The sequence below is a fragment of the Pseudomonas sp. Irchel s3h14 genome, assembly GCF_900187425.1.
In the GTDB taxonomy this organism is placed as follows: Bacteria; Pseudomonadota; Gammaproteobacteria; order Pseudomonadales; family Pseudomonadaceae; genus Aquipseudomonas.
In genome coordinates, this window is record NZ_FYDJ01000009.1 from 83,839 (window position 1) to 109,535 (window position 25,697).

13 protein-coding genes are annotated in these 25,697 nt (G+C 58.4%); 7 read left to right on the top strand and 6 right to left on the bottom strand.

Annotation, left to right across the window (positions count from 1 at the left end):
- Window positions 1–25: 25 nt before the first annotated feature.
- On the top strand, window positions 26–772 hold the full coding sequence (cobM, locus tag CKW16_RS18530) for a precorrin-4 C(11)-methyltransferase (protein WP_095129620.1): 747 nt from the start codon (window positions 26–28) through the stop codon (window positions 770–772).
- A gap of 165 nt (window positions 773–937) precedes the next feature.
- Here cobM and nfuA read toward each other — a convergent pair whose 3' ends face one another.
- Together nfuA and CKW16_RS18540 are read right to left on the bottom strand one after the other, a co-directional pair.
- The gene (gene nfuA / locus CKW16_RS18535; protein WP_008150988.1) at window positions 938–1,522 is read right to left on the bottom strand and encodes a Fe-S biogenesis protein NfuA; all 585 of its coding nucleotides are present in this window, start codon (window positions 1,520–1,522) and stop codon (window positions 938–940) included.
- Between the two features lie 213 nt (window positions 1,523–1,735).
- Window positions 1,736–4,030, bottom strand: coding sequence for a fatty acid cis/trans isomerase (locus CKW16_RS18540; RefSeq protein WP_095129621.1), 2,295 nt, complete (start codon window positions 4,028–4,030; stop codon window positions 1,736–1,738).
- Between the two features lie 155 nt (window positions 4,031–4,185).
- On the opposite strand from CKW16_RS18540, the gene metH reads away from it, so the two are divergent.
- Entirely contained in the window at window positions 4,186–7,896 is a 3,711-nt protein-coding gene (gene metH, locus CKW16_RS18545; RefSeq protein WP_095129622.1) for a methionine synthase, read from the top strand.
- Window positions 7,897–7,958: 62 nt separating this feature from the next.
- Here metH and CKW16_RS18550 read toward each other — a convergent pair whose 3' ends face one another.
- Complete coding sequence (locus tag CKW16_RS18550) at window positions 7,959–15,038, bottom strand: NEL-type E3 ubiquitin ligase domain-containing protein (protein WP_095129623.1); 7,080 nt, start codon at window positions 15,036–15,038, stop codon at window positions 7,959–7,961.
- A gap of 152 nt (window positions 15,039–15,190) precedes the next feature.
- Here CKW16_RS18550 and CKW16_RS18555 point away from each other — a divergent pair, with 152 nt between their 5' ends.
- On the top strand, window positions 15,191–15,409 hold the full coding sequence (locus CKW16_RS18555; RefSeq protein WP_008154959.1) for a DUF2970 domain-containing protein: 219 nt from the start codon (window positions 15,191–15,193) through the stop codon (window positions 15,407–15,409).
- Here the strand turns inward: CKW16_RS18555 and CKW16_RS18560 are convergent.
- Window positions 15,406–16,479 (bottom strand): ABC transporter substrate-binding protein, encoded by a 1,074-nt coding sequence (locus tag CKW16_RS18560; protein WP_095129624.1) that lies wholly within the window; start codon window positions 16,477–16,479, stop codon window positions 15,406–15,408. The two genes, CKW16_RS18555 and CKW16_RS18560, sit on opposite strands and share 4 nt — an antisense overlap.
- Before the next feature lie 523 nt (window positions 16,480–17,002).
- On the opposite strand from CKW16_RS18560, the gene CKW16_RS18565 reads away from it, so the two are divergent.
- On the top strand, window positions 17,003–18,661 hold the full coding sequence (locus CKW16_RS18565; RefSeq protein WP_095129625.1) for a nitrite/sulfite reductase: 1,659 nt from the start codon (window positions 17,003–17,005) through the stop codon (window positions 18,659–18,661).
- Window positions 18,645–19,139, top strand: coding sequence for a DUF934 domain-containing protein (locus CKW16_RS18570; protein WP_038982933.1), 495 nt, complete (start codon window positions 18,645–18,647; stop codon window positions 19,137–19,139). Before CKW16_RS18565 ends, CKW16_RS18570 begins: the two co-directional genes overlap by 17 nt.
- A 46-nt stretch (window positions 19,140–19,185) precedes the next feature.
- On the opposite strand, the gene CKW16_RS18575 is transcribed toward CKW16_RS18570, so the two are convergent.
- Window positions 19,186–23,094, bottom strand: a complete 3,909-nt coding sequence (locus CKW16_RS18575; protein ID WP_095129626.1) for a dermonecrotic toxin domain-containing protein — start codon at window positions 23,092–23,094, stop codon at window positions 19,186–19,188.
- A 191-nt stretch (window positions 23,095–23,285) separates the two neighbouring features.
- Window positions 23,286–24,311 carry a protease SohB gene (sohB, locus tag CKW16_RS18580; protein ID WP_095129627.1) on the bottom strand — a complete coding sequence of 342 codons (1,026 nt, stop codon included), beginning with the start codon at window positions 24,309–24,311 and terminating at the stop codon, window positions 23,286–23,288.
- 203 nt (window positions 24,312–24,514) lie between these two features.
- Here sohB and CKW16_RS18585 point away from each other — a divergent pair, with 203 nt between their 5' ends.
- A complete protein-coding gene (locus CKW16_RS18585) occupies window positions 24,515–25,225 on the top strand; it encodes a histidine phosphatase family protein (RefSeq protein WP_095129628.1) in 711 nt (236 codons plus the stop codon).
- Between the two features lie 64 nt (window positions 25,226–25,289).
- Entirely contained in the window at window positions 25,290–25,604 is a 315-nt protein-coding gene (locus tag CKW16_RS18590) for an SCP2 sterol-binding domain-containing protein (protein WP_008154977.1), read from the top strand.
- Window positions 25,605–25,697 lie beyond the last annotated feature (93 nt).

Here is a 25,697-nt window from a genome sequence, read left to right on the forward strand (position 1 = left end):
CCCCTTTTTCTCACAGGAACCGACGATGACCGTCTACTTCATTGGCGCAGGTCCCGGCGACCCGGAACTGATCACCGTCAAAGGCCAACGGCTGATTCGCAGCTGCCCGGTGATCATCTATGCCGGCTCCCTGGTGCCCGCCGCCGTGCTGGAAGGCCATCGCGCCGAACAGGTGGTCAACAGCGCCGAACTGCACCTGGAACAGATCATCGAGCTGATCAAATCCGCCCATGCCAAGGGTCAGGACGTGGCCCGGGTGCACTCTGGCGATCCGAGTCTTTATGGCGCTATTGGCGAGCAGATTCGCTACCTGCGCGAACTCGACATCCCGTTTGAAATCATTCCCGGCGTCACGGCCACGGCGGCCTGCGCGGCGCTTCTGGGCTCGGAACTGACATTACCGGACGTGTCGCAAAGCGTGATCCTGACCCGCTACGCCGACAAGACCGCCATGCCCGCCGGCGAAGAGCTCGGCAGCCTGGCGCAGCACGGGGCGACCATGGCGATTCATCTGGGGGTCAATCATCTGGAGAAGATCCTGGCCGAATTGCTGCCGCATTACGGCGCGGATTGCCCGATCGCGGTAATTCACCGGGCGACCTGGCCGGATCAGGATTGGGTGGTGGGGACGCTTGAAGACATTGCCGCGAAGGTTGAAGCCAAGGGGTTTCGGCGTACGGCGTTGATTTTGGTGGGTCGGGTTTTGGGCAGTGATCACTTCAGTGAGTCGTCGCTGTACCGCGCAGGGCACGCGCATTTGTATCGGCCCTGAGATGATCGTTCCCACGCTCTGCGTGGGAATGCCTCAACGGACGCTCTGCGTCCGCTTTTGGGACGCGGAGCGTCCCGGGCTGCATTCCCACGCAGAGCGTGGGAACGATCAAAAAAAACGGCGCTCACGGGGCGCCGTTTTTTATGTTTGCAGCGAACACCTTACTTAGTAGTAGGCGTTTTCTTTCTGCGTGTGGTCGGTGACATCACGAACGCCCTTGAGCTCGGGAATGCGCTCGAGCAAGGTGCGCTCGATGCCTTCGCGCAAGGTAACGTCTGCCTGGCCGCAGCCCTGGCAACCGCCGCCGAACTTCAACACGGCGATGCCGTCTTCGACCACATCGATCAGGCTCACCTGACCGCCGTGGCTGGCCAGCCCCGGGTTGATCTCGGTTTGCAGGTAATAGTTGATACGCTCATTGACCGGGCTGTCGGCGCTGACCATCGGTACTTTGGCGTTTGGCGCCTTGATGGTGAGCTGGCCGCCCATGCGGTCGGTGGCGTAATCGACTACCGCATCGTCCAGGAAGGCTTCGCTGAACGAGTCGATGTAAGCGGTGAAGCTTTTGAGCCCCAGCGCCGTGTCTTCAGGTTTTTCTTCGCCCGGCTTGCAATAAGCAATGCAGGTTTCGGCGTACTGGGTGCCAGGCTGGGTGATAAAGACGCGGATGCCGATGCCTGGGGTGTTCTGCTTGGAGAGCAGATCAGCCAGATAATCGTGGGCGGCGTCGGTAATGGTAATAGCGGTCATGGAAACTCCTCGCAGGCTTGGGCGCAGTTTACGCCAATCATCGCGCCGTACAAAGTCCTAGTATTTTTGTCGGGAAAGCGCAGCGGATCCAATGTGGGAGCGGGCTTGCTCGCGAAGAGGTTATAACAGTCAATATTAATGTTGACTGGTCTACCGCCTTCGCGAGCAAGCCCGCTCCCACACTGGATCGCAGGCACCTCTAAATTCCGTGCATCAAAGATTCTCGTACCGGTTCATGTCCAGCACGCCCTCTTCCACCGGCTCGGTCTCGTGGACGTACCGGCTCAGGTCATGGAAGTAGAACCAGAACTGCGGATGGCTGCGGCGAATGCCCCAGCGCTCGACGATTTTTTCGAAGCGATTGGCGTCCTTCGCATTTTCCATCGCGTCGACGAACGCGGGCACCTGGCTGGCCGGAATGTTGAACATGAAGTTCGGATAGCTGCTGAGCACGCCCGGAAAAATGGTGATCGTGTCGAGCCCCGGTTGATAACGCAGGGATTCACCGAGCAGGAACGCGACGTTACTGTGCGCGCGGTTGCGCAGCAGGCTGTAAACCTCACGCTTGCCGCTCGCGGTTTCGATGCGCAGCAGGGTCGCTTCCGGCAACTGATCGATCACCTTCAGCCCGGCCGCCGGACGCGAAGTCAGGCGACTCAACGCCTGTTCGGCGCTCTGCAAGGCCGGATCTATGTTCGGCCGCGAGCAATATGCGCCGTCACAACGGTTGATCGGGTCCGGCTTGGCGTTGAGGTCGCCGTAACGGGCCAGCAACTGCAGGGCGAAATCGCGTTTCGGGTCTTTTTCGTTCAGTACCAGCGCCGTCTCTTTGTCGTTGTCGATGGCCTCGTAGTCCAGCCACATCTTGAATTTGCCGCCGCTCTGGTACCAGTCGTCGAGGTAGTCGTCCCGCGAATCGGCCGGCATCAGGCGCAGGAAATTCTGCTCGGCGCCGTTACGGATCAGGTCGAAATACAGCCGGGTTTGCGCCTGATGGGAGACGTTGCCGAACACGTCGAAGTTGACTGCCAACTGGTAATACGTGCGCTCCAGCAGCGGGAAGTCGAACAGCCACATCGTTTGTGGCACGTCACCGATCAGGCCTTTGTTCACCGAGGCACTGTCGAAGTGCCGGAAGATCGTCAGCAAGGCGTTATCGTTGCCGGCCCATAAGGTCGACCAGCTCGGCGCCGGCGCATCGGCGTAACTGTCACGGCGCAGCGCCTCGTACTCGTTACGCTTGTCGCGGTAGTCATGCCACAGGCTCAGGACGCTGCCGACATCGTCGTTCTGCCCCGGCATCGCCAGCAACGGCGTGGCCTGGCCGCGGTAGTTCGGATCGATGATGTAGAGGTCGTGCTCAGGCGCCTGGAACAGTGCCCAGAAGTTATCGCGGATCACGTCGGTGGCGATCTGGCCACGGCACACCGGGCCGCGAATAAACGTACGGACGAAATATTCGGCGTTATCGAGCATGAACTGATAACGCGCCTGGGCCGGGATCGCCTCGAACGTGGTGAACGGATTGGCCCGACGCTCCGGCCCGTAGCCCGGCAAGGCGTTGACCTGCCAGTTACCGTTATAGAAGAGGCTTTTGATCCGTGCCATCTTCGCCGCGCTCAACGGGTAGGTGATGTGGGTCTTCTGCACAATCACGCCTTGCACCGGCCACAAGCGGTAATACACCTGAGTGCCCGGATCGTCATTCGGGCGGCGTGTATTGATCAGATCGATCGGCTGGCCGGTCGGCGTGCGCGAACGCACCCACTGAAAGAAGTGCCCCGGCTCGCCGTCCTTGAAATAGAGATGAGCGAGAAACCAATGCTCGAACAACCAGCGCCCCACCAGGCTTTGCCGTGCGCCCGGTGCGTTGAGCAGGTTTTCCCACAACACCACCTGCAACGCTTCTTTGGCGCTTGGCACAAGGCCTTGCTCGTCAATCGGCGCGCCGGACGCCAGCCAGCGTTGCAGCGTCTGGTACTGCTGGTCGGTCAGGCCGGTGACCGCCAGCGGCATGCCCTCTTTGGGATGTGATTTGGCGTAGCCGTCGAACTCGGCAGGTAGGGCGCACATGTTTTCCCGGTTCAGTCCAAGGACGATGTCCTCCGGCAACCTGGCGTTGGGTTGCAAGGGGGTTTTGTGGCCCAACTCAAGCATCCGCGCCATCAACGCGGCCTGACTGCCCTGAGCGTCGAGCACCGAATAGAAGTCCTTTTGCTGCCAGGCGCGTTTGCCGAAGGCGTCATAAAACAGCCGGGTCGGCGCGACAGCCTGGCGGCGATCGCCAACATAGACCGGGATCTTGGTCGCGCCACGGGCAGCCCCTTCGCCACTGCCCAGATTGAGCTGACAGGCGGCGTCATAGCAGGCATGGCAGGCCACACACTTTTCGGTGAATATCGGTTGGATGTCGCGGCTGTAGGAAATGGCAGAGGAAATGGCCGGATCCTGCGCGGCAGCGCCCCAGCTTAAAAACAGCAAAACAATGCTGATGACGCGATAAGACATATCCCTGGTCCCAATCATGAAAAAACGCCGCGATTCTACCGGTCTGCACCCCACTCCAACATGAGCGATATTCATGCAAAACCGGGACATGCTCTAAAACCGCACAGGTTTGCTATTATCCCGCCCCTTCGTCATGGTCTTTCCGAGTAGTCCAAATGTCCGATCGCAGTGTTCGCCTTCAAGCTCTCAAGCACGCCCTCAAAGAGCGCATCCTGATTCTCGATGGCGGCATGGGCACGATGATCCAGAGCTACAAGCTCGAGGAGCAGGATTACCGCGGCAAACGCTTCGCCGACTGGCCAAGTGACGTCAAGGGCAACAACGACCTGTTGATCCTGACGCGCCCGGACGTGATTGGCGCCATCGAGAAAGCCTACCTGGATGCCGGCGCCGACATTCTGGAAACCAACACCTTCAATGCCACCCAGGTGTCCCAGGCCGACTACGGCATGCAAGGCCTGGCGTACGAGCTAAACGTAGAAGGCGCACGTCTGGCGCGCAAGGTCGCAGACGCCAAGACCCTGGAAACCCCGGACAAGCCGCGCTTCGTCGCTGGCGTGCTCGGCCCGACCAGCCGCACCTGCTCGCTGTCGCCTGACGTGAACAACCCCGGCTACCGCAACGTAACCTTCGATGAACTGGTGGAAAACTACACCGAGGCCACCAAAGGCCTGATCGAAGGTGGCGCCGACCTGATCCTGATCGAGACCATTTTCGACACCCTGAACGCCAAAGCGGCGATCTTCGCGGTGCAAGGTGTGTACGAAGAACTCGGCGTCGAGTTGCCGATCATGATCTCCGGCACCATTACCGATGCGTCCGGCCGTACGCTCTCCGGCCAGACCACCGAAGCCTTCTGGAACTCCGTGGCACATGCCAAACCGATTTCGGTTGGCCTGAACTGCGCCCTCGGCGCCAGCGAGTTGCGTCCGTACCTGGAAGAGCTGTCGAACAAGGCCAGCACCTACGTTTCCGCGCACCCTAACGCCGGCCTGCCGAACGAATTCGGCGAGTACGACGAACTGCCGTCGGAAACCGCCAAGGTCATCGAAGAATTTGCCCAAAGCGGCTTCCTCAACATCGTCGGCGGTTGCTGCGGCACCACACCGGGCCACATCGAAGCCATCGCCAACGCCGTGGCCGGTTATGCGCCGCGTGAAATTCCGGACATTCCAAAGGCCTGCCGCCTGTCGGGCCTGGAACCGTTCACCATCGATCGCAGCTCGTTGTTCGTCAACGTCGGCGAGCGCACCAACATCACCGGTTCCGCCAAGTTCGCCCGCCTGATCCGTGAAGACAACTACACCGAAGCCCTGGAAGTCGCCCTGCAGCAGGTTGAAGCCGGCGCCCAGGTGATCGACATCAACATGGACGAAGGGATGCTCGATTCGAAGAAGGCCATGGTGACCTTCCTCAATCTGATTGCCGGCGAACCGGACATCTCCCGCGTCCCGATCATGATCGACTCCTCCAAGTGGGAAGTGATCGAAGCCGGCCTCAAGTGCATTCAGGGCAAGGGCATCGTCAACTCGATCAGCATGAAGGAAGGCGTCGAGCAGTTCATTCATCACGCCAAACTGTGCAAACGCTACGGCGCCGCCGTGGTGGTGATGGCCTTCGACGAAGCCGGCCAGGCCGACACCGAAGCGCGCAAGAAAGAAATCTGCAAGCGCTCCTACGACATTCTGGTCAACGAAGTCGGCTTCCCGCCGGAAGACATCATCTTCGACCCGAACATCTTCGCCGTGGCCACCGGTATCGAAGAACACAACAACTACGCTGTGGACTTCATCAACGCCTGTGCCTACATCCGTGACGAACTGCCATACGCGCTGACCTCGGGCGGCGTGTCCAACGTGTCGTTCTCGTTCCGTGGCAACAACCCGGTGCGCGAGGCGATTCACTCGGTGTTCCTGCTGTATGCGATCCGCAACGGCCTGACCATGGGTATTGTCAACGCCGGTCAGTTGGAGATCTACGACCAGATCCCGGCCGAACTGCGTGACGCCGTGGAAGACGTAGTGCTCAACCGCACCCCGGAAGGCACCGACGCCCTCCTCGCCATTGCCGACAAGTACAAGGGCGACGGCAGCGTCAAGGAAGCCGAGACCGAAGAATGGCGCAGCTGGGACGTCAACAAGCGTCTGGAGCATGCGCTGGTCAAAGGCATCACCACGCACATTGTTGAAGACACTGAAGAATCCCGTCAGTCGTTCGCTCGCCCGATTGAAGTGATCGAAGGCCCGCTGATGTCTGGCATGAACATCGTCGGCGACCTGTTCGGCGCCGGCAAAATGTTCCTGCCGCAGGTGGTGAAATCCGCCCGCGTAATGAAGCAGGCCGTGGCCCACTTGATCCCGTTCATCGAACTGGAAAAAGGCGACAAGCCGGAAGCCAAGGGCAAGATCCTCATGGCCACGGTAAAAGGCGACGTGCACGACATCGGCAAGAACATCGTTGGCGTGGTGCTGGGCTGTAACGGCTACGACATCGTCGACCTCGGCGTGATGGTGCCTGCGGAGAAAATCCTGCAAGTGGCCAAGGAGCAGAAGTGCGACATCATCGGCCTGTCTGGCCTGATCACCCCTTCGCTGGATGAAATGGTCCACGTCGCCCGCGAGATGCAGCGTCAGGACTTCCATCTGCCACTGATGATCGGCGGCGCGACCACCTCCAAGGCCCACACGGCGGTGAAAATCGAGCCGAAGTACAGCAATGATGCGGTGATCTACGTCACCGACGCCTCCCGCGCCGTGGGCGTGGCGACGCAGTTGCTGTCCAAGGAATTGAAACCGGCGTTCGTCGAGAAGACCCGCCTGGAATACATCGAAGTCCGCGAGCGCACTGCCAACCGCAGCGCCCGCACCGAACGCCTGAGCTACCCGGCGGCCATTGCCAAGAAGCCGCAGTTTGACTGGAGCACTTACGCGCCGGTCAAACCAACGTTCACCGGTGCCAAGGTGCTGGACAACATCGACTTGAAAGTCCTGGCCGAATACATCGACTGGACACCGTTCTTTATCTCCTGGGACCTGGCCGGCAAGTACCCGCGCATTCTGCAGGACGAAGTGGTCGGTGAAGCCGCCACCGCGCTGTTCGCCGATGCCCAGGAAATGCTCGCCAAGCTGATCGACGAGAAACTCATCAGCGCCCGTGCGGTGTTCGGCTTCTGGCCGGCCAATCAGGTGCGTGAGGATGACATTGAAGTCTATGGCGATGACGGCAAGCCGATTGCCAAGCTGCATCACTTGCGTCAGCAGATCATCAAGACCGATGGCAAACCGAACTTCTCCCTGGCTGACTTCGTTGCACCGAAGGACAGCGAAGTGACCGACTACGTGGGTGGTTTCATCACCACCGCCGGTATCGGTGCCGAAGAAGTGGCCAAGGCCTATCAGGATGCCGGCGACGATTACAACTCGATTATGGTCAAGGCACTGGCCGATCGCCTGGCCGAGGCTTGCGCCGAGTGGCTGCACCAGCAGGTCCGTAAAGACTACTGGGGTTATGCCAAGGACGAGACGCTCGACAACGAGGCGCTGATCAAAGAGCTATACACCGGTATCCGCCCTGCTCCGGGCTACCCGGCCTGCCCGGATCACACCGAGAAATCCACGTTGTTCAAGTTGCTGGACCCTGAGGCCTCGGAAATGAAAGCCGGCCGCAGCGGCGTATTCCTCACCGAGCACTACGCGATGTTCCCGGCGGCAGCGGTCAGCGGTTGGTACTTCGCTCACCCGCAGGCGCAGTATTTTGCCGTGGGCAAGATCGACAAGGATCAGGTGCAGAGCTACACCTCGCGCAAGGGTCAGGAGTTGAGCGTGACCGAGCGGTGGCTGGCGCCGAACCTGGGTTACGACAACTGATGGTGGTCCCGGGAGTCGACTGGTGCGACTCCCGGGGTTCTTGTGAAAGCTGCAGGTGAACGTTACAGCCCCACCAGCGTCCGTTCTTTTTCAGACAATTCGCGCACCAACGTTCCTTGCTCGAAGAGAAGGTCTACCTCTATCGCCTGCATGGCGGTTTTGTACTGCTCTTCGTCGCCTTCGCCGTAATTTGGATACGCCTCGTCTACATCATGCTCTCTGCCTGCAAAACCCTCTCGCACCTGGGCGAACCGTTCAGGGTATTTGTCCTTCAAATAGTCGCTCCAGTAATTGCGGCCGACCAAATCATCAATAAATGCCGAAGATTGTTCTGCCGCGATCACTTCAGCATGGGCCGCATCCAGCATGACTGGCGTAACGTTGCCGCTGTAGCGCATGCCTCTTGGTTGCCCCGGCAACTCAAGTCGCTCGGCAAGGCCGATACGATAGGCTAACCGCACTTCCGCCGGATCAGTTGAACGGCGCTTTGCCTGTCGCTGGACAATGTCGCGGTTAGCGATTTCCTCGACTTTCCCAAGGCGAAACAGGCTCCTGCCAAGTCTGAACAAGACGTTACCTTGTTGGCCCGGGGAAGTTGACTTCGTGGTCTCAAATTCGAAAGCCTTAACTTCTATATCGCTGAACAACAGGATTTGACCATCAACGCAGGTTGCGCCAGACCTCGCCATTTCGAATATCGTATCCCTCAGACCTGCGTCGCTATCGGCCACCCTCAGTACGGTATGGACCCGCCGCACAAGATCAGAACGTCCCGTCAGGAAGTCTGTCGTACCTTCCATTTTGGTCAGCAGATTGAAGAAGAACTGATTGTTTTGCGCTTGCTCGAAGTCATTCCATATCCGTATCAATTCCTCTGAGTCGGCTGCTGACGGAGCGATCCATCGCTCGCGGGCGTCGGTACCTGTCACCTCATCCATATCCACTTCTACGTCACTTGCGATCGAGTCAACGCTATCGCTGTCGTTAAAGGTACCGCTGTGGCTACTGCTATCAATCCGCTCCAACGCCTCGTCAATCTCTTCTGGCGTCCATCCCACTATCTCCTCGCCCTGCAGCACCTGATTACGCAGCATTAGAAGGCTCGCGCCATCCAGAGTTTCGTTGCTGGCCAGATTCGTGCCCGCACGCAATCCCCTGTACTCATCGGCCATCAAGACCGACGGAATGGACTCGATCATGTTGTCGCGCAAATCCAGTGCGCTGAGCGAGGGGAGCTGAAGCGTTCCCTGCGGCCAGATGACCAGGCGATTGCCACTCAGATCGAGGGCCTGCAAACGGGTAAGAGGGCTGACATCCAGCGACTCAAGCCAGTTCTCCGCCAGGTTCAATGACTCCAGGTTGCTCAATCCTGCAAGCTGACGCTGGAGCTGAGGTGCATTGGAAAAACGGTTATTGACTGCCGAAAGTCGCTTGAGGCTGTTCAATGAGATCACCGACTCTGGCAAGGCATACAATGCGTTGGCATTCAGCGCCAAGGTATGAACATGAGTAAACGCACCAAGGAAATCGCTTAGCCCCTCCTCTCTCAGATACACGTTGTTCAGGTTCAACGCACCGACATGAGCGAAGTCGGCGGGTAGATCCGGGAGATTGCCCAAGGGGTTATCGGACAGATCAAGGATATAACCTCCCGATGCGCTCTCCACGGCCTGCGCCCCACGTAGGTTCTGCCTCCAGCACGCCATTATCCGGTCAGCCGCCTGACGACGCTGGGTGGCTGCAATCCACACAGGAGGAGAGGATTCACCCATCTGCTGTGGTGGGATTTCGATCCATGTGTTCAGGGTTTTCGTCAATGCCTGATGTTGTCTGTCCCATTTGGCCAATTGCTCATACAGGGGGCCAGCGCCGCCATGGCGTAACGTCAGTTCATCAACCATCTGTATCGCCTCGGCGCCTGGCAGATCCGGGTCAAGCCTTCGCAAGCGGGCTTGCGGGGTCAAGTGTGTCAGGTCATTGCCTGGTACAACGGGCAGCGGCAATAACAAGTCCGGATTTTGCGCGACCAGAACCGGAAAGTACTCTGGTTCGCCCATGGTAATACCCGCCTGCAAGCTGGCTCTGGAGATACCCATGGGTGTTTCGGAAGAAGTACTCGCCAGCAAATCGGTGCGGGCCTTGGCCGTCAACCGACAGCCAGTCATATCGATCCTTAGAGCGTCATGGCCGGTCAGGGCAGCCTCAGGAATCGTCGTGATTGCGCTGTTATTCAACTCGAGCCTGCCGAGGCCGGGCAAGTCCAACGCACCTTTTGGCCAGTCTTTAATGGCGGTATGACCCACACGCAGGGTCTTCAAGCGGGTCATGGCGCTGACATCCAGCGAATCGAGCCGGTTATAGCGCAAGTCCAGGCTTTCAAGGGCAGACAACCGGTTCAAGCGTTGCTGCATACTCGGGGTCATTGTCAGGTGATTTCGGCTCAGCTCCAGATAACTGAGTTTTCCGAGGTTGCCCAATGCAGACGGAAGATCCTGCAGTTGATTGCCACTCAGATCCAACCCGCGAATGTCGGTGAAGCCGCTCAAAAAACGACTGAAATCCTCGGATGAGGCCACCACACCCGACATTTGCAGGGTTTGCACATGGGCAAAATTCGTTGCTGACAGCGCTGGCAGTTCGGGCAGATCGCCCAGCGCCCAGCCGGACAAATCAAGATTCGATGAAATGATTTGTCGCGGCATGACAGGCCATGTCCGCACCGTTGAAGGTCCGGCCTGAGGTTGCGAAGACTGTGCCTCCTGCGTACCGCCATAGCGTTTACGCAGACCATCACGCCAGCACTCACGAATTCGCCGGGCAACGGATTCTCGTTCCCGAATGTTGACTTGCCGGCCATTGGCTCTCGCTGTTCGCTGCTGCCACGCCTCCAGTTGCTGTCGCAATGCCTGTCCATCCTGGCGCAGTGCATTGATCCGTGCCAGCAACGCCTGCCCTGCCAACCCCTCAGCCTTCATGCGCCCAAGGGCAATCTTCGAAAACTCGTCGCTTGTCTCCAGGGCGTTGTGTAGCGTGCCTTGGCAATAACGATCCAGCATTTGTCCGCTATCCAGCAAATGCGCAGGATTGTCGTGAACATACTCGTATGCCTTCACGAAGTCCTCAGTGCTCAGCCTGGCCCAGTTGAGCTTCATGCCAGGCCACAGTGATTCATGACCGGATAGCCATTCAGGGGGAAGTGTCTTGACGCTTGAGTGAGTGAGATCCAGCGACCTGAGCTGCGGCAATTGCAGAGCGCCCTTTGGCCAGGCCTCTGTCGTTCCGTACACACTCAACGAATGCAGTTGAGTCAGGCGACTGACATCCAGCTCGCCCGCCACGCCGATCACGTCCAATCGTTGCAGTTGTGGCATGGCGTCTATCACCGATTGGGCAGCTTCAGTGAATTCCGGACCCAGCGGCCCTGCCATCTCCAGCTCACGAATACTCGACAGTGCCTTTAGCCTCTCGGCCAGTTGAACCCTGTCGACGCCATCCTGGACTCCCAACGTCAGCGACCGGGCGTTGGGGAACTGGCGCACAAAGGCTTCGGGTGTCTGACTCAATACTCCACCAACGCTCATATTCAGATTACTTACGTGAGGAAAGTTGCCGGCCAGTTCCGGCAGGCTGTCTGCAGCGCGCACGTCCAGAGAAACACTGGCATCGCCATCGTAAATACCCCTCTGCTGCCAGACGTATTGAATGTTTCGTGCGACTTGATGGCGGACAGTATTCTGGTCGCCGCTGGTTATCCATTGTTCGAGCTGCGCCGTCAGTGCCTCGTATTCCCGGCCCCGCATGTTCAGAAAATGGGCGATCTGCGTTTCGGTCATACCATCCAGCGCAAGCTTGATGACCATCAATTCCGCCAACTCATCGGAGAAGATCGGATAGACATCCCGCAACCTGGAGACCAACGAGGGATTCACCGTTGCTCCGGCACCTCGCCCGCTCAATGGGTAGCCGACCCTGCCGTCGGCCAGTCGCACCGGCGAACGGAATCGTGGCGTAGTGGTATTGGGCACGAGGGTTACCATCATCTGGTCGCGGTGGCCCATGGCATAAGTGGTCAATGTCTTTTGTAACTTGGCATCCTGCGCCACTTTGGGCATGCCCAACTGAGTGCGAGCGTCGTCCGGTAACGCATGCATGAGCGAAGAGAAAAAGTTGTCGCCTTTTTTCGGCACGCTGTTCAACGAGTTTATTTGCTGGTCGAAGGCCTGGAACTGGCTGGCTTGATGATGTTGATAGCCGTCCTTGACCAGGTATTTGACTTGCTCGGCCGTCTCGCTACCGATGCTGTCGAGCAGTTTTCCGCCGCAATCACCCTGACGAACTTCCAGGCGCAGGTTTTTCGGCCAGCCGGGGAGTTTTTCCAGGCTGTGCAGCGCCAGGCGCTGGCTGTCGGATGACGCCATGCTCTCGAGTTGCAAACCGGCCAGGGCCTTGTTCAGCCGAGTCACCCGGGCGCGCGCACGCCCCTTGAGCAACAGACTGGTGGGGTGTCGGCCGGTTTGTTTGATGTGCAGCCGCTCCTTGGTTGTGGCATTGGCCAGGACTTCTTGCGCCGCGTCCGTCGACAGACTGGGGAGAGTACGTTGCAGCGCCTGAATGTCACGCGTTGTTGCCTTGGAATCCTGGCTGAGTTTGTCGAACAATGAGGTTTTGTTGCCCGAAAGATGGTCGCCAAGCTGTTGTCGAAAAACCGTTTCACGCTCTGCCTCGACCCGCGCACCTTCCCCCCCCAGCAAGCGGACGATTTCTTCCTCATCCAGTGCCGCAAGCACTCGTTCGGGCAATTTCCCGGCAGACACATCCTCACGGGAAATCTTGATGCTCGGCTTCACGGATGTCGACGCCTCAGCGTAGCGGGACGAAGCACCGCTCAGGCTTGCATTGTCGAACACGTCGATCACCCGCCCCTGCGGCCAACGCGGCATATTGATCACGTGCGGTAAGATCGCGTTGTAGCGGCTGTCCGGCACCGGCTGATCGAGACGAATCTGTTCAATCATTTCATTGAGTTGACGGTCGATTTGAAACTGCCGCAACGTGTCGGATAACGCTGATGGCAAGCGCAGGTTATCCGTATGGATCTTGCGCAACACGTCGTCGTTAACGCCGCTGATATCGGCGATTTTCTCCAGCGTCGCCGCGTCAATACCGTCGGTGACCGGGCCAAGACGTCGTAACAAGGTGGCACGATCCCACCCCAGCGGGCGCTCGAAACGATGGCGCCACGCGCCCTCACCGTTGTGTTCAAGAACGGGGGAGTAAGCGTTCGGGTCCGTCGGGTGTTTGAGACGCCATTTGTTCAGTGTGGGGTCGAAGGTTTTTTCGTAGACGTTACCGTCGAGCCTGATATAGGTCTTGCCGCCCACTTCATACTGCCCAAGCTTGTCGGGCTTGAGCCCCGCCGGCAAGACCCGGTCGCTCAGATAAGGCGTCAAGCCAGGCCGCCACAACTGTTCGCTGCCAAACGGCAATTTGACCTTCACCAGGCCATCGACGATGGGTGTGGACAGCACTTTCGGCGCGTTACTGGCAACCGCGCCTACAGCCGCCATGAATGCCACGTTCACGGCCACCGACTTCAAATAACTCCAGGCCTGATCCGTGTCCCCGATGCTCCAGGCTTCAACCCCGTGATAAATGTCCGTGGTCAGTTGCACAGCCATCACGGCCATCATTACCTCGCCCAGACCGGGCACAAAAAATGCCGCCACGTTGAGTATGTTCAGCCCCCACTCGGCATAGCGGGCGAGTCGTTCATACCAGGCGTCATGATCGACCTTGGCCGTCGGCACCGCCAGTTGCTCGGCAGTCTCCTTGAGGCGCGTCTGGTGCCGCGTGTACAGCTCGCCGAACAGTTCCGTGTCAAAAAATTCTTCACTGATATCCAGAACCGGCTCGTCCCGGTAAACATTTTCGTAGATTCCGTCTATGTGCCCCAAGAGGGTCTGTTTACGGTAAGGGAAATCCGGGTTCCATTTGAGTGTTTGCAGAGCAGTCTTGATCTTGCCGAGGAACTTACCCGCATCACCGTGAGGGATAAGCCTGAGGAAAGAGCGCTGGTAGTTCACATCGCGCAGCCTGTAGCTCAGGTCATTTTCAAAGGACTTGAGCGAGGCATATTCCATGACCGGCGCCACCGGATCACCCGGAATACAGACGATGATCCGCGAGTCCTGGTAACCCAGTACGTCAAACAGGTTTACACCGGAATGGGTCCAGCTGAAGTTGACCTTTTTACCTTTGCGCCGGCTTGCGCCAATGACAAACAGCTCACTGACAGGCGACCCCAGCACATGCAACTGACTGCAAGTGACGCGCTCACCGTCCAGTGTTGGCGATTTGTCGCCGTTGAGCATGGCCAGCAATGTGCTGTAGGCCGATGGCGTGATCAGCGATTTGAGGTGGGCGATATGGGCATGCACCCGCAGACTGTCCGTCCACGCGCCGACCGTTTGGGTGCGCACGGTGGCCGCCCTGTCCGCGGCGTCAAACATCGCCGTCAGGTGTTCCTGATACTGCTTGCCGATATCCAGTTCACGGCATAGCGAGGCGAAATCGGCGGGCTTTATCGGTAGCTTCTTGATCCTGTAGCGCGTTGAAGGACCCTTTTGCGGATAATCCCAACCGTAAGGTCCTCCTTGAGTTTCCAGATAGGCAGCCTGTTTACCTCGTTCAGCAATGACCTCACGTTCATCAAACGCCTGGTCTTCTTCAAAATTGCGCAGTGCCAGTTGCAGCAGTGTCTGGTGAGTGATGAGCGAGCCTGCAAAGGGCTCGTAGAGCCAGGTCTGCGCAACATCAACTTTCAACCCGAACTTTTTTTGCAGCGCCGCTTCGAGCAACGGTTGCGCGAATTCGGTGACCCCTTTGAGCCCGGCGAGTGTTTTTGCCAGGGTTTCGTTGGAGGTTCGACTGCGCTTCTGGTCGTCCCGTACATTGTGTCGTTGGTCGCCGGAGGCCTTCTGAAACCAGTCCGGCATGGCATTTTCGGCCAGGCCTCCCGGTGTTCTCGCCCGATCCAGAGCCCGGATATTTGCCGGGGTCAGGTGGCGTATCCGATCGTGAAGCTTTTTTTTGATGAAATGGTTGTGAAGGCCCTTTTCCTGAGCCGATGGGATTCCACTCATGTGGCAATACCTGATGCTGTCAAATGAAGCACCAGTCAATCAGCAGGTTTGTCGTCCAGGGCGGTACATATTTATACCGGGTAGCGCCGGGGGCGATCTTCTTTCCGTGGGTTGTCTATGCTTGTCTTACTCAAACGGGAGACGAGGGGTTTATGGACGATCCAGCCGACAACAAGCCGCCCACTTTCTGGCAGATGCTGCACAGCGTCATGGCGGCGGCGTTCGGGGTGCAGAGCGGGAAGAACCGGGCGCGGGACTTCACGCACGGCAAGCCCAGTCATTTCGTGATTCTGGGGATTTTGTTCACCGCGGTGTTCGCGTTGACGCTGTACGGCATCGTGCAACTGGTGGTGCACCTGGCCGGGGTTTAGCGCATCAAGGTTTGCAGGCTGAACGGATAGCGATACGACGTCGACCGGCCCTTGGCTGAAAGACGGCGGAAGTTCACACCGTAATCCGGTGATTCCCCCATGGCCAGCAGTCGCCTAGCCTGTGCCTTGTCGATCAGTTGCAACAACGGGATTTGCCGGTCTCGGCCGCCGTAATGGCTGAGATCCACGCCCTGTTCAAGATCATGCAACTCCACCAGTGCCCAGCCGCCCAACGTGAAGTGCCCGCCCAACAGCACGCTGATGCGTCCGTCGACCGTCGCCTGTAACGCCGCCGGCGAGGTGTTGACCGCACTGAACAACGCATCCTTGCCGGGTAGCCCACCCGTCTCCGAATACGCCTGCATGGCGCCAAACGCCATTTCGTCATTGGCTGACCACACCAGCGAGACCTTCGGGTAACGCCGGAACAGCAGTTTGGCCTGTTCATAGGCCCGTTCCCGGGTCCAGCCGCTGTAAACCAACTGGCGCAAGCGCACTTCCGGGTGCTCGGCCAAGGCCCGCATCATGCCTTGCTCGCGCAGTTGCGCCGAAGGGGTGATCTTCAGGCCTGAAAACGCCAGCAACTCGATGACCTGACCGGGCGCCACGGGCGGATGCTGGCGAATCAGTTCCTTGAGCATCAGGTAGCCACCCTCCTCATCGTTGGGCACCAGGCTGCCCAACTGATCAGAGCGATCCCCCAACAGACTCTGCTGATTGGCCGTCAGCGAAGCGTTAACCATAAACAGCTTCACCCCGCTGCCCTGGGCCAGACGAATGATCTGCGGGGCGACGTACTGTTCGTTGGCGAACACCAGATAGTCCGGACGATCAGGGCCTTGCAGTGCCTGACGGGCTTGCGCCAACGTGAGCTCCGGCATGCGCCGGGAATAGAGAATTCGCAGATCAATGCCCAGATCCGTGGCTGCCGCCTGCATGAATTGCGAATAGCTGATCCAGAAGGCTTCGTCAGTCTTTCCGGGACTCAGGAACAATACCGATTCCGCGCGCGCAACGGGGCCGTAAGCCGCGCCAAGCATCAGCAGGAATGAGTAGAAAAACTTCAACATTGATCGTTCGAGCCCCCCGGCAATTCGCCGCGCATTATAGCCAGCGAAGTCCCGTAAAACGGCGTTTATTCCGGTTATTGTCCGACAATCATCGGAATGGGGCCCGGACGGGGTCGGTTATTGATGGCTGACCCAAAATACCGCAGTGCTCACGACCAGGATGATCAGGAACAGAATGGCCCAAGCATCGACCGTGCTATCGGGTTTTGACGTTTTGGTAGGGTTGCTCATTGCATCGCCTCTTGTCGGTTTTATCGGTGATTGCATAAAGACACGAGCACAGTTAAGACGATGATTGCCCGCACCACAAATGTGGGTTTTAGAGAGATGAGCCTCATTAGTCGTTTTGGTTCTTTACATATACTCAAACATCACTTTTGCGCATAACTGCAAACTGGTATCTTGCCCCGGCTCCGTTGGGAGTGCGCGGCCGTGCGCGCAGAATTGCCGAGGCAGTATCGGAGACTTCCAAGCGAAAAACGCAACTGGATCCGACCGGCCCAAGCCTGAGAACAGGACTTATATGTACGTATACGACGAGTACGATCAGCGGATCATCGAGGACCGCGTCAAGCAGTTCCGTGATCAGACCCGACGCTATCTGGCAGGCGAGCTGAGCGAAGAAGAATTCCGCCCCCTGCGCCTGCAAAATGGCCTTTATATCCAGCGCTTCGCGCCGATGTTGCGGGTGGCGGTGCCCTACGGCCAACTGACTTCGCGCCAGACGCGAATGATGGCCAGGATTGCCCGTGACTTTGACAAGGGCTATGCCCACATCAGCACCCGGCAGAACGTACAGTTCAACTGGCCGGCGCTGGAGGACATCCCGGACATCCTTGCCGAACTGGCGACCGTGCAGATGCACGCGATCCAGACCAGCGGCAATTGCTTGCGCAACGTCACCACCGACCAGTTCGCCGGTGTCGCTGCCGACGAGCTGATCGATCCGCGCCCATGGTGCGAGATCGTCCGCCAGTGGACCACGTTCCACCCGGAATTCGCTTACTTGCCGCGCAAGTTCAAGATCGCCATCAACGGTTCGACTTCCGACCGCGCGGCCATCGAAGTCCATGACATCGGCCTTGAGCCGGTGCACAACGCCGCTGGCGAGCTGGGCTTCCGCGTGCTGGTGGGTGGTGGTCTCGGCCGTACCCCGGTGGTGGGCGCGTTCATCAATGAATTCCTGCCGTGGCAAGACCTGTTGAGCTACCTCGACGCCATCCTGCGGGTCTACAACCGCTACGGCCGTCGTGACAACAAGTACAAGGCGCGGATCAAGATTCTGGTCAAGGCCCTGACACCTGAAGTCTTCGCGCAAAAAGTCGATGCGGAAATGGAACACCTTCGCGGTGGCCAGACCACACTGACCGAAGCCGAAGTGCATCGTGTGGCCAAACACTTCGTTGATCCGGAATACAAGGTTCTGGACAACCAGACCTTGGCGTTGGCCGAACTCGATAAAGAACACCCGGGCTTCGCGCGCTGGCGCACCCGCAATACCCTGGCCCACAAGAAGCCAGGTTATGTGGCCGTGACCCTGTCCCTGAAGCCGACCGGTGTTGCACCGGGCGACATCACCGACAAGCAGCTCGATGCCGTTGCCGACCTGGCCGATCGTTACAGCTTCGGTCAACTGCGCACCTCTCACGAGCAGAACATCATTCTGGCCGACGTTGAGCAGATCCAACTATTCGCGATGTGGGGCGAGTTGCGCGAGCAGGGTTTCGCCACGCCGAACATCGGCTTGCTGACCGACATCATCTGCTGCCCGGGCGGCGACTTCTGCTCCCTGGCCAACGCCAAGTCGATCCCGATCGCCGAGTCGATCCAGCGTCGCTTCGAAGACCTGGATTACCTGTTCGATATCGGCGAACTGGACCTGAACATCTCCGGCTGCATGAACGCCTGTGGTCACCACCACGTTGGCCACATCGGCATTCTCGGGGTGGACAAGAAAGGCGAAGAGTTCTACCAGGTGTCTCTGGGTGGCAGCGCCAGTCGCGACGCCAGCCTGGGCAAGATCCTCGGCCCGTCCTTCGCCCAGGAAGCCATGCCTGATGTGATTGAAAAGCTGATCGACGTGTACATCGAACAACGTACCGAAGACGAGCGTTTCATCGACACCTATCAGCGTATTGGCATCGACCTCTTCAAGGAGCGCGTCTATGCAGCGAATAATTAAGAACAACGAAGTCGTCGACGAAACCTGGCACTTGCTGCCCAAGGACTTCAACATCGACGAGATCAGCAACTGCGACGACCTGATCGTCCCGTTGCAGCTGTGGCGCGAACACAGCCGCATGCTCAAGGCCCGCGATGGCGGCCTGGGCGTATGGCTGGATGCCGATGAAGAAGCGGAAGAAATCGGTGACGACGTGGAAAATTTCCAGGTCATCGCCTTGAACTTCCCGGCCTTCACCGACGGCCGCAACTACTCCAACGCCCGCCTGCTGCGTGACCGTTACGGTTTCAAAGGCGAATTGCGGGCGATTGGCGATGTGCTGCGCGACCAGCTGTTCTACCTGCACCGCTGCGGTTTCGACGCCTTTGCGATCCGCGCCGATAAAGACCCGTACGAAGCCCTGGAAGGTCTCAAGGACTTCTCGGTGACCTATCAGGCCGCCACCGACGAACCGCTGCCGCTGTTCCGTCGCCGCTGATCGTCAAACCTTGAACCCCTTCGCGGGGTTCAAGGCTCATGGGCTGTTATGAAGCCTCTCCTCCTGCCGGAAACGGCCGCCCCAATGCCACCCAGTCGTTGTAGAGCCGCGCCCGGTCTTCCATCACCGTGAACACCGCAAACGGGTTGTCGAACGCTCCTGCTGGCAACCGCACATCCTGGGACAATCGCCCCCACAGTTCATCCGAAGCGTCCGCTTCAGTGAGCAGTCGCCATACCCGCGCCTGAAGGTTCAGATAATTGACCTGGAAGTCTGCGGTCAGCGTCAATTTATTCAGGGCCCCTAAAAACCGTCCGCCGCGTTGCCTGAGCGACAGTCGTTGCCATATCTGTAACCGGGCATTCTCATGCGCAGCGTCAAGGCCGTTCAACCAGGCTGCCGGATTCGAATAGTTATTGCCCGGCGCGCTCAACCACAGGTTGATGCCCGTTTGTTCCCGATGCGTGACTAATCGCTGCAGGGTGTCCTCGTCGGTGATCGGGTTGCCCCACAGCAGCACTCGATCTCGGGCGATTGCCTGATTCAGTACAACCTGCGGCACTCGACTGATCTGGTTGTCCCTCAAGTTCAGCATCGTCAAATACGGGTACTCCATGATTCCGACCGGACATCTTGTGATCCCTGTATTTTCCAGATTCAAATGCCGCAACTGGTTCATGCCCATCACCAAGGGAGGATCGCCTAATGGGTTATCGCTCATGTCGAGGGTTTGAAGATGGGTCAACTCACTCAATTTCCCGGCATTGAGCTCGCTCAATTTCAGATGCGTGCTGCGTAAACTCAATGAAGTGAGACGCTTCAACTCGGGAATCATGACGGGTAATTCGCTGTCCTGTTGACCATTCGCAAGGTCAAACCGCAAGTCAACGTCTGAAAGATCCAGCGTCTCCACGTTGGGGAATGCCTCAAGAAATTCATCCAGGCTGGAAATCACGCTCATTTGAAAATTGTGCATGTTCAAACCGACTACATCGTTGAGTCGAACGCTTAACGCGGGCAATCGATGAAAATTTTCATGATCCAGGTCTATTGTAAAACCCGTGACATGGTTGCCGGAGTAACGGCTATGTGGCTGCGGGGAACGCTTGCGCCAGATGGAAACGAGTTCGCCAGCCAGCTCCATCCGACTCTCCACCTCAAACGCCATCACCTCTTGGACCAGCCCAGCGTTGTGTGCTGCCAATTGCGCGGCATTCATACCGGCGGCTTGGTGATGACCAGGGTTCAGGAGTGGCACACTCATATCGTTGATGTCTAGCGCCACCCGATCAACCCAGTTGTTCATATCACTGATCAACTGCTGAAGCTGGATTTTCAACTGATCAATGTGGGCTACATAACTATTGCCCACTCGTGCCAACTCCACATCGGCGTCAACATCAGTGAGCTCGGGGTAGACCTCCCTGAGTTGCACCCTTTTTATTGCCTGTGTCAGCGCTTCGTCTTGAGGCGTACCCGGAAAACCGCCGCCCTTGAGCCCCCGCGGTTCAAAGGCAAGCCCCGACTTCATTCTGCCCAACCCGGTCGCCAGCTCGGAACGAGACAGCACGTGATCGCTGATTTTGAGCTTCAGCTCAGCGCCGTGATCCGCGGACAGCACTTGCAGGGCCGAACGTTCTTCCCTGGACAGGACACTGGCGAGCGCCTCATAAAAGTCAGTCGTCGCGGCCGTTGGGTCAGTCAGGCTGTAGGGCTGATAGCGCTCCTGCACCTTGATCAGGCGCAGCGTAGCGGGTGAATCGATTGGCCCGGTGCCATCCAGCACCCGCCCCCCGAGCGAACCGTCGAGCACTTCGATTCGAAGACTCCTGGGCCATCCGGGCAAGTTCCGGAGAGAGTGCAAGGCCAGTGTGTCCGATTCGGCACTGGTTACCGACCGAAGATAGAGACCTTCATAAGCGCGATTGAGGCGTACATGCTGCTGGTATTGACGAGCCTTGCTGTCCAGTTGCTTGAACAGCTCCCTGGCCAGTACAGGGTCGGGTGACGCGGTGAAGTCGACACCATAGCGATCCAGCATTTGCTCCACGGCAGCCTTGGGCAAATCAGGGTATGTGCGTTGAAACAGCTTGACCCATTCGTGTTCCGATTGCTGGAGCGCCTGGTATCGACGGTTGAATTCAGCCTGTGCGGTGGACGGATCGCCCAGCGCCGTGACTTCCTGATCGATTCTGAAGCGATCGACGGTGTCGCCCAGCAACGGCGTCGGTGCGCGTCCCGACTGCATCAGCCGCAGCATGTCATCATCGACTGCACTGACCTTGCCGATCTGTGCCAGCGCTTCATCCGTAAAGGTACCCGCCGGTGCCCCTACTCCACGCAAAAGCTCCACCCGCGTTGGCAGTGGCAATTGCGGTAGTGAAGTAGCCTGGGAAGGCACTGGCTGCTTGATCGGCCCGCTTGAACCGTCGCTATCGCGTTCTACCTTGGTCAGCGCGACCAACTCCTCCCCGTCCTTGCCAAGCGAACCGACGCCGTTTGCCAATGGCAGCGCGTTGAGCAAACCGAACACAGTGCGAGCCACTCCCTGTGAGCGCTGGCTGGCGCTCTCACCGTTAACGGCCTGATCGATGCCATACCCGGCGTCGATCAGACCAGCAAGTACCAGCAACCCCTCACCTCCGGGCAAAAACAACGCCAGTGGACCAAACTGGTTGACCCACTGGACAATTGGCTCGACGAAGGCACTCAAATTGGCACGGTTGACGTCAGCATCATCGCGAATGGTCTGATTACTGGCGATGGCCGCCTGCTTCATGGTCAGTACCAGTTGCGCAAACGGATCGGTGCTCGAGGAAGCCAGGTCGACGCCAATGTAGTCCGCCGGATCCCAATAACCGTCGTCGTTGAAGAAGCCCGACTCCTTGGTCAAGTGATGCTGTCGCGGGAAAACCGCCATGCCATCAAACGCGGAGAGCACGCCAGCATGGAACGTCCCGTCCTCGCGATCTTCATCGGCGAAGTGCGCGGCCAGTGCCTGCTTCGTTACGGCAGCCTTGCCCTGTTCAACCAGCCATTGGCGCAGCGCTGCTCTGTTGGCGAATTCATGCAGTGGTGAGGAATTGCCGGGGATGTACAGCAGCACGCGGTCGCTGGACCGGTCCCGGTAGCACCAGATATCCCTCGCCGTGTAGCGGTAGAGCTTCAAACGGCCTGCTTCGACGCTGGCAGGCAAGTGCGTCGGCGCTTGCAGTTGGTCGATCGTCAGCGCTTCCCATGTCTGATCGACCGGTAGTCTCGCCGCCCGCATGGCCAGTTCCAGGCCTTTTGTGGACAGGCAGTTTTCATGGTGCTGCAGCCACACCGACATGACAAAAGCAGCCTTGACCGACGTTCGCAATGCGTACGGTCTGGATGCAATCAGCACCTCGTCCGACGGCCAGGCTTTATCCAGATAGTTTTCGTACAAATACTTCAGATCCAGTTTCCAGACCCATTTCTTGAAATCGGCGGGTCGCAGCTTGAGCTGGGTCTCGGGCCCATAGGCTTGCGGTGTTCTGCGGCGATAAATGCCTTCGTACGTACGGTGATTGCCGCTGCCGTTTTCAGCGAACTCGTCTACGTTCTCGACAAGGCGAACAGCTGGGCCGACATCGGGTGGCGTATACAAACCGAACGCGGTTTCACCGAAGCGCCCGTCGCCAACGGTCTGGTAATTGGAAAGCAGCGTTTGCAGCAGCGAACGCGAACTTCCCACTTGTCCTTGATGAATGCCGTTTTGCGCGGGGTGGCCCCTGTAGTCGTAATCAAGGGTCACCAGCAAGGCAGTCTGCGGATCGATGTCCGCTCCCCACTTTTCCTTGATCAGCTGTTCGCCAAACTGGCCCGGAGTTTGCGGAAGCGCGGCGTCCACCGCGGCCTTCAGCTCGTCGCGCATTCGTAGCGGTGAGGCCGGGTGCGGGGGCGCAACCTGGTCGTGAGAATCCGTATTCATGATGCATTCCTTTGCAATCAATTCAGGACCATCACCCTACTCAAGCCGGCCACTCGGCAATATCGGAGTGATCGACAGCAACGTAGGGAAAGTTCGCTGCCGGTGGACAGAAAGCGAGCGTTCTGCAGAGCAAAAAAAACCGTGGAACGGTCCACGGTTCTTTGTTGGTCATGACGATCAGGCGTCGAACGTCACCAGAAGCGTTGCTGGGTCAACCGGCTCCACCAGCTCAGCAACACACGATCGACCGAACCGCTGGCCGCCATGCCAATGCGCTCCTGCAGACTTTTACGTTCGGCGTAGTGCAAGTGGTACAGCTCGGACTTCTTCGCACGCTCGGAGAGGTATTCATCGCTGGTCTTGAGTTCGTCCACCAGTTGCTTGTCCAGCGCCGCGACACCGAGCCAGATTTCACCGGTGGCCACTTCGTCGATGGCCAGTTGCGGGCGATAACGGGAAACGAAGTTCTTGAACAACTGGTGAGTGATGTCCAGGTCTTCCTGGAACTTCTCGCGGCCCTTCTCGGTGTTTTCGCCAAACACCGTCAGGGTGCGCTTGTACTCGCCCGCGGTCAGCACTTCGAAGTCGATGTCGTGTTTTTTCAGCAGACGGTTGACGTTAGGCAACTGGGCCACGACGCCGATCGAGCCGAGGATCGCGAACGGCGCGCTGATAATCTTCTCGCCGATGCACGCCATCATGTAGCCGCCGCTGGCCGCGACCTTGTCGATGCACACGGTCAACGGCACACCGGCATCACGGATACGCGCCAGTTGCGAGGACGCCAGGCCGTAGCTGTGAACCATACCACCGCCGCTTTCCAGACGCAGCACCACTTCATCCTTGGGCGTGGCGAGGGTCAGCAGCGCGGTGATTTCATGGCGCAGGCTTTCAGTCGCCGAGGCCCTGATGTCGCCATCGAAATCGAGCACGAACACCCGTGGCTTGGCTGCCTCAGGTTTTTTCTTTTGCTTTTTCTCGGATTTAGCCTCGACCTTGCGCAAGGCCTTGAGCTGGTCCTTGTCGAGCAAGGTTTGCTCCAGGCGTTCGCGCAGCCCTTTGTAGAAATCATTGAGTTTGCTGACTTGCAACTGGCCGACCGACTTGCGTCGACCTTTGCTGCGCAACGCCGCGAAACTGGCCAGGACCACCAGAATGGCGATCACCAGTGTCACGGTCTTAGCCAGAAAAACTGCATACTCGGCAAAAAACTCCACAGGGACTCCTTTAATAAGATGCGCTGCAAAAACGCGCGCGGGATACCTCCAGCATACCCATGCACCGGCTCGGCGGCCAGCCGTGAAACCTCTGGCAACACGCCTGTAACGGGCATTTCAAACAAGCGTATGTTTTTTCATTGACAGCTCACCGTCATCCTCATAACCTCGCCGAACCTTCAACGTACCGGGATGACGCGGACGTGGGCAGTATCTATTTGATTCGACATGGCCAGGCCTCCTTTGGTGCAGACGACTATGACGTTCTGTCGCCGACCGGTATTCGCCAGGCAGAAGTCCTTGGTCAGCACCTCGCCGAGCTGGGTATCAGCTTCGATCGCTGCCTCTCGGGCGACCTGCGCCGCCAGCAGCACACGGCCAACAGCGCACTGGAACAGTTCGCTGCGGCAGGCCTGCCGGTTCCCGTCGTGGAAATCGATTCCGCTTTCAATGAGTTCGACGCCGACGCGGTGATCCGCGCGCTGCTGCCAGCGATGTTACCGGACGAGCCCGAAGCGCTGCACATCCTGCGCAATGCCGCGCAAAACCGCGGCGAGTTCCAGCGAATCTTCGCCCTGATCATCGAACGCTGGCTCGCCGGCACCTATGACACACCGGGCCTGGAAAGCTGGCTGGGGTTTGTCGAACGGGTGCAAGCCGGTCTGCAGCGAATCCTCGAAAGCGCCGACAACACCCAGAAAATCGCCGTGTTCACCTCCGGCGGCACTATCACGGCCCTGCTCCACCTCATTACGCAAATGCCTGCCAGGCAGGCGTTTGAACTGAACTGGCAAATCGTCAACACCTCGCTCAACCTGCTGAAGTTTCGCGGTCGCGAGGTGGCTCTGTCTTCTTTCAACAGTCATGCGCACCTGCAACTGTTGAAGACCCCGGAACTCATCACGTTTCGCTGAGTCCGGACTATTGTGACCCTGGCTGTATTCACCCAGCTCTAATTACCCAAGAAAGGATCGAACCATGACCTCCGTAGCTGATGCCGTACAAGCAATGAAAGCCAAGTTCAACCCAGCCGCTGCTGCCGGTCTGGACCTGGTATTCGGTTTCCGCATCGACGACACCAAGAACTTCTCGCTGATCGTCAAGGACAGCACTTGCGAGCTCCAGGAAGGCGAAAACCCGGACGCCCAGGTGACTCTGGTCATGGACGGCGAAACCCTGGAAGGCATCGTCAGCGGCGAAACCGACGGCATGCAAGCTTTCATGGGCGGCAAACTGCGCGCTGAAGGCGACATGATGCTGGCCATGAAACTGTCCGAGCTGTTCCCGGCCTAAGCGCGCCGCTCCCGACCTTCGGGAGCACGCCTGGCTGCAAACGAATCCCGCCCCTCGTGGCGGGATTCGTCGTTTTTCGCCATTGGAAAACGG

Coding starts and splice junctions, on each gene's coding strand:
- cobM (WP_095129620.1), top strand. CDS start 26: ATGACCGTCTACTTCATTGGCGCAGGTCCCGGCGACCCGGAACTGATC.
- nfuA (WP_008150988.1), bottom strand. CDS start 1,522: ATGACCGCTATTACCATTACCGACGCCGCCCACGATTATCTGGCTGAT.
- CKW16_RS18540 (WP_095129621.1), bottom strand. CDS start 4,030: ATGTCTTATCGCGTCATCAGCATTGTTTTGCTGTTTTTAAGCTGGGGC.
- metH (WP_095129622.1), top strand. CDS start 4,186: ATGTCCGATCGCAGTGTTCGCCTTCAAGCTCTCAAGCACGCCCTCAAA.
- CKW16_RS18550 (WP_095129623.1), bottom strand. CDS start 15,038: ATGAGTGGAATCCCATCGGCTCAGGAAAAGGGCCTTCACAACCATTTC.
- CKW16_RS18555 (WP_008154959.1), top strand. CDS start 15,191: ATGGACGATCCAGCCGACAACAAGCCGCCCACTTTCTGGCAGATGCTG.
- CKW16_RS18560 (WP_095129624.1), bottom strand. CDS start 16,479: ATGTTGAAGTTTTTCTACTCATTCCTGCTGATGCTTGGCGCGGCTTAC.
- CKW16_RS18565 (WP_095129625.1), top strand. CDS start 17,003: ATGTACGTATACGACGAGTACGATCAGCGGATCATCGAGGACCGCGTC.
- CKW16_RS18570 (WP_038982933.1), top strand. CDS start 18,645: ATGCAGCGAATAATTAAGAACAACGAAGTCGTCGACGAAACCTGGCAC.
- CKW16_RS18575 (WP_095129626.1), bottom strand. CDS start 23,094: ATGAATACGGATTCTCACGACCAGGTTGCGCCCCCGCACCCGGCCTCA.
- CKW16_RS18590 (WP_008154977.1), top strand. CDS start 25,290: ATGACCTCCGTAGCTGATGCCGTACAAGCAATGAAAGCCAAGTTCAAC.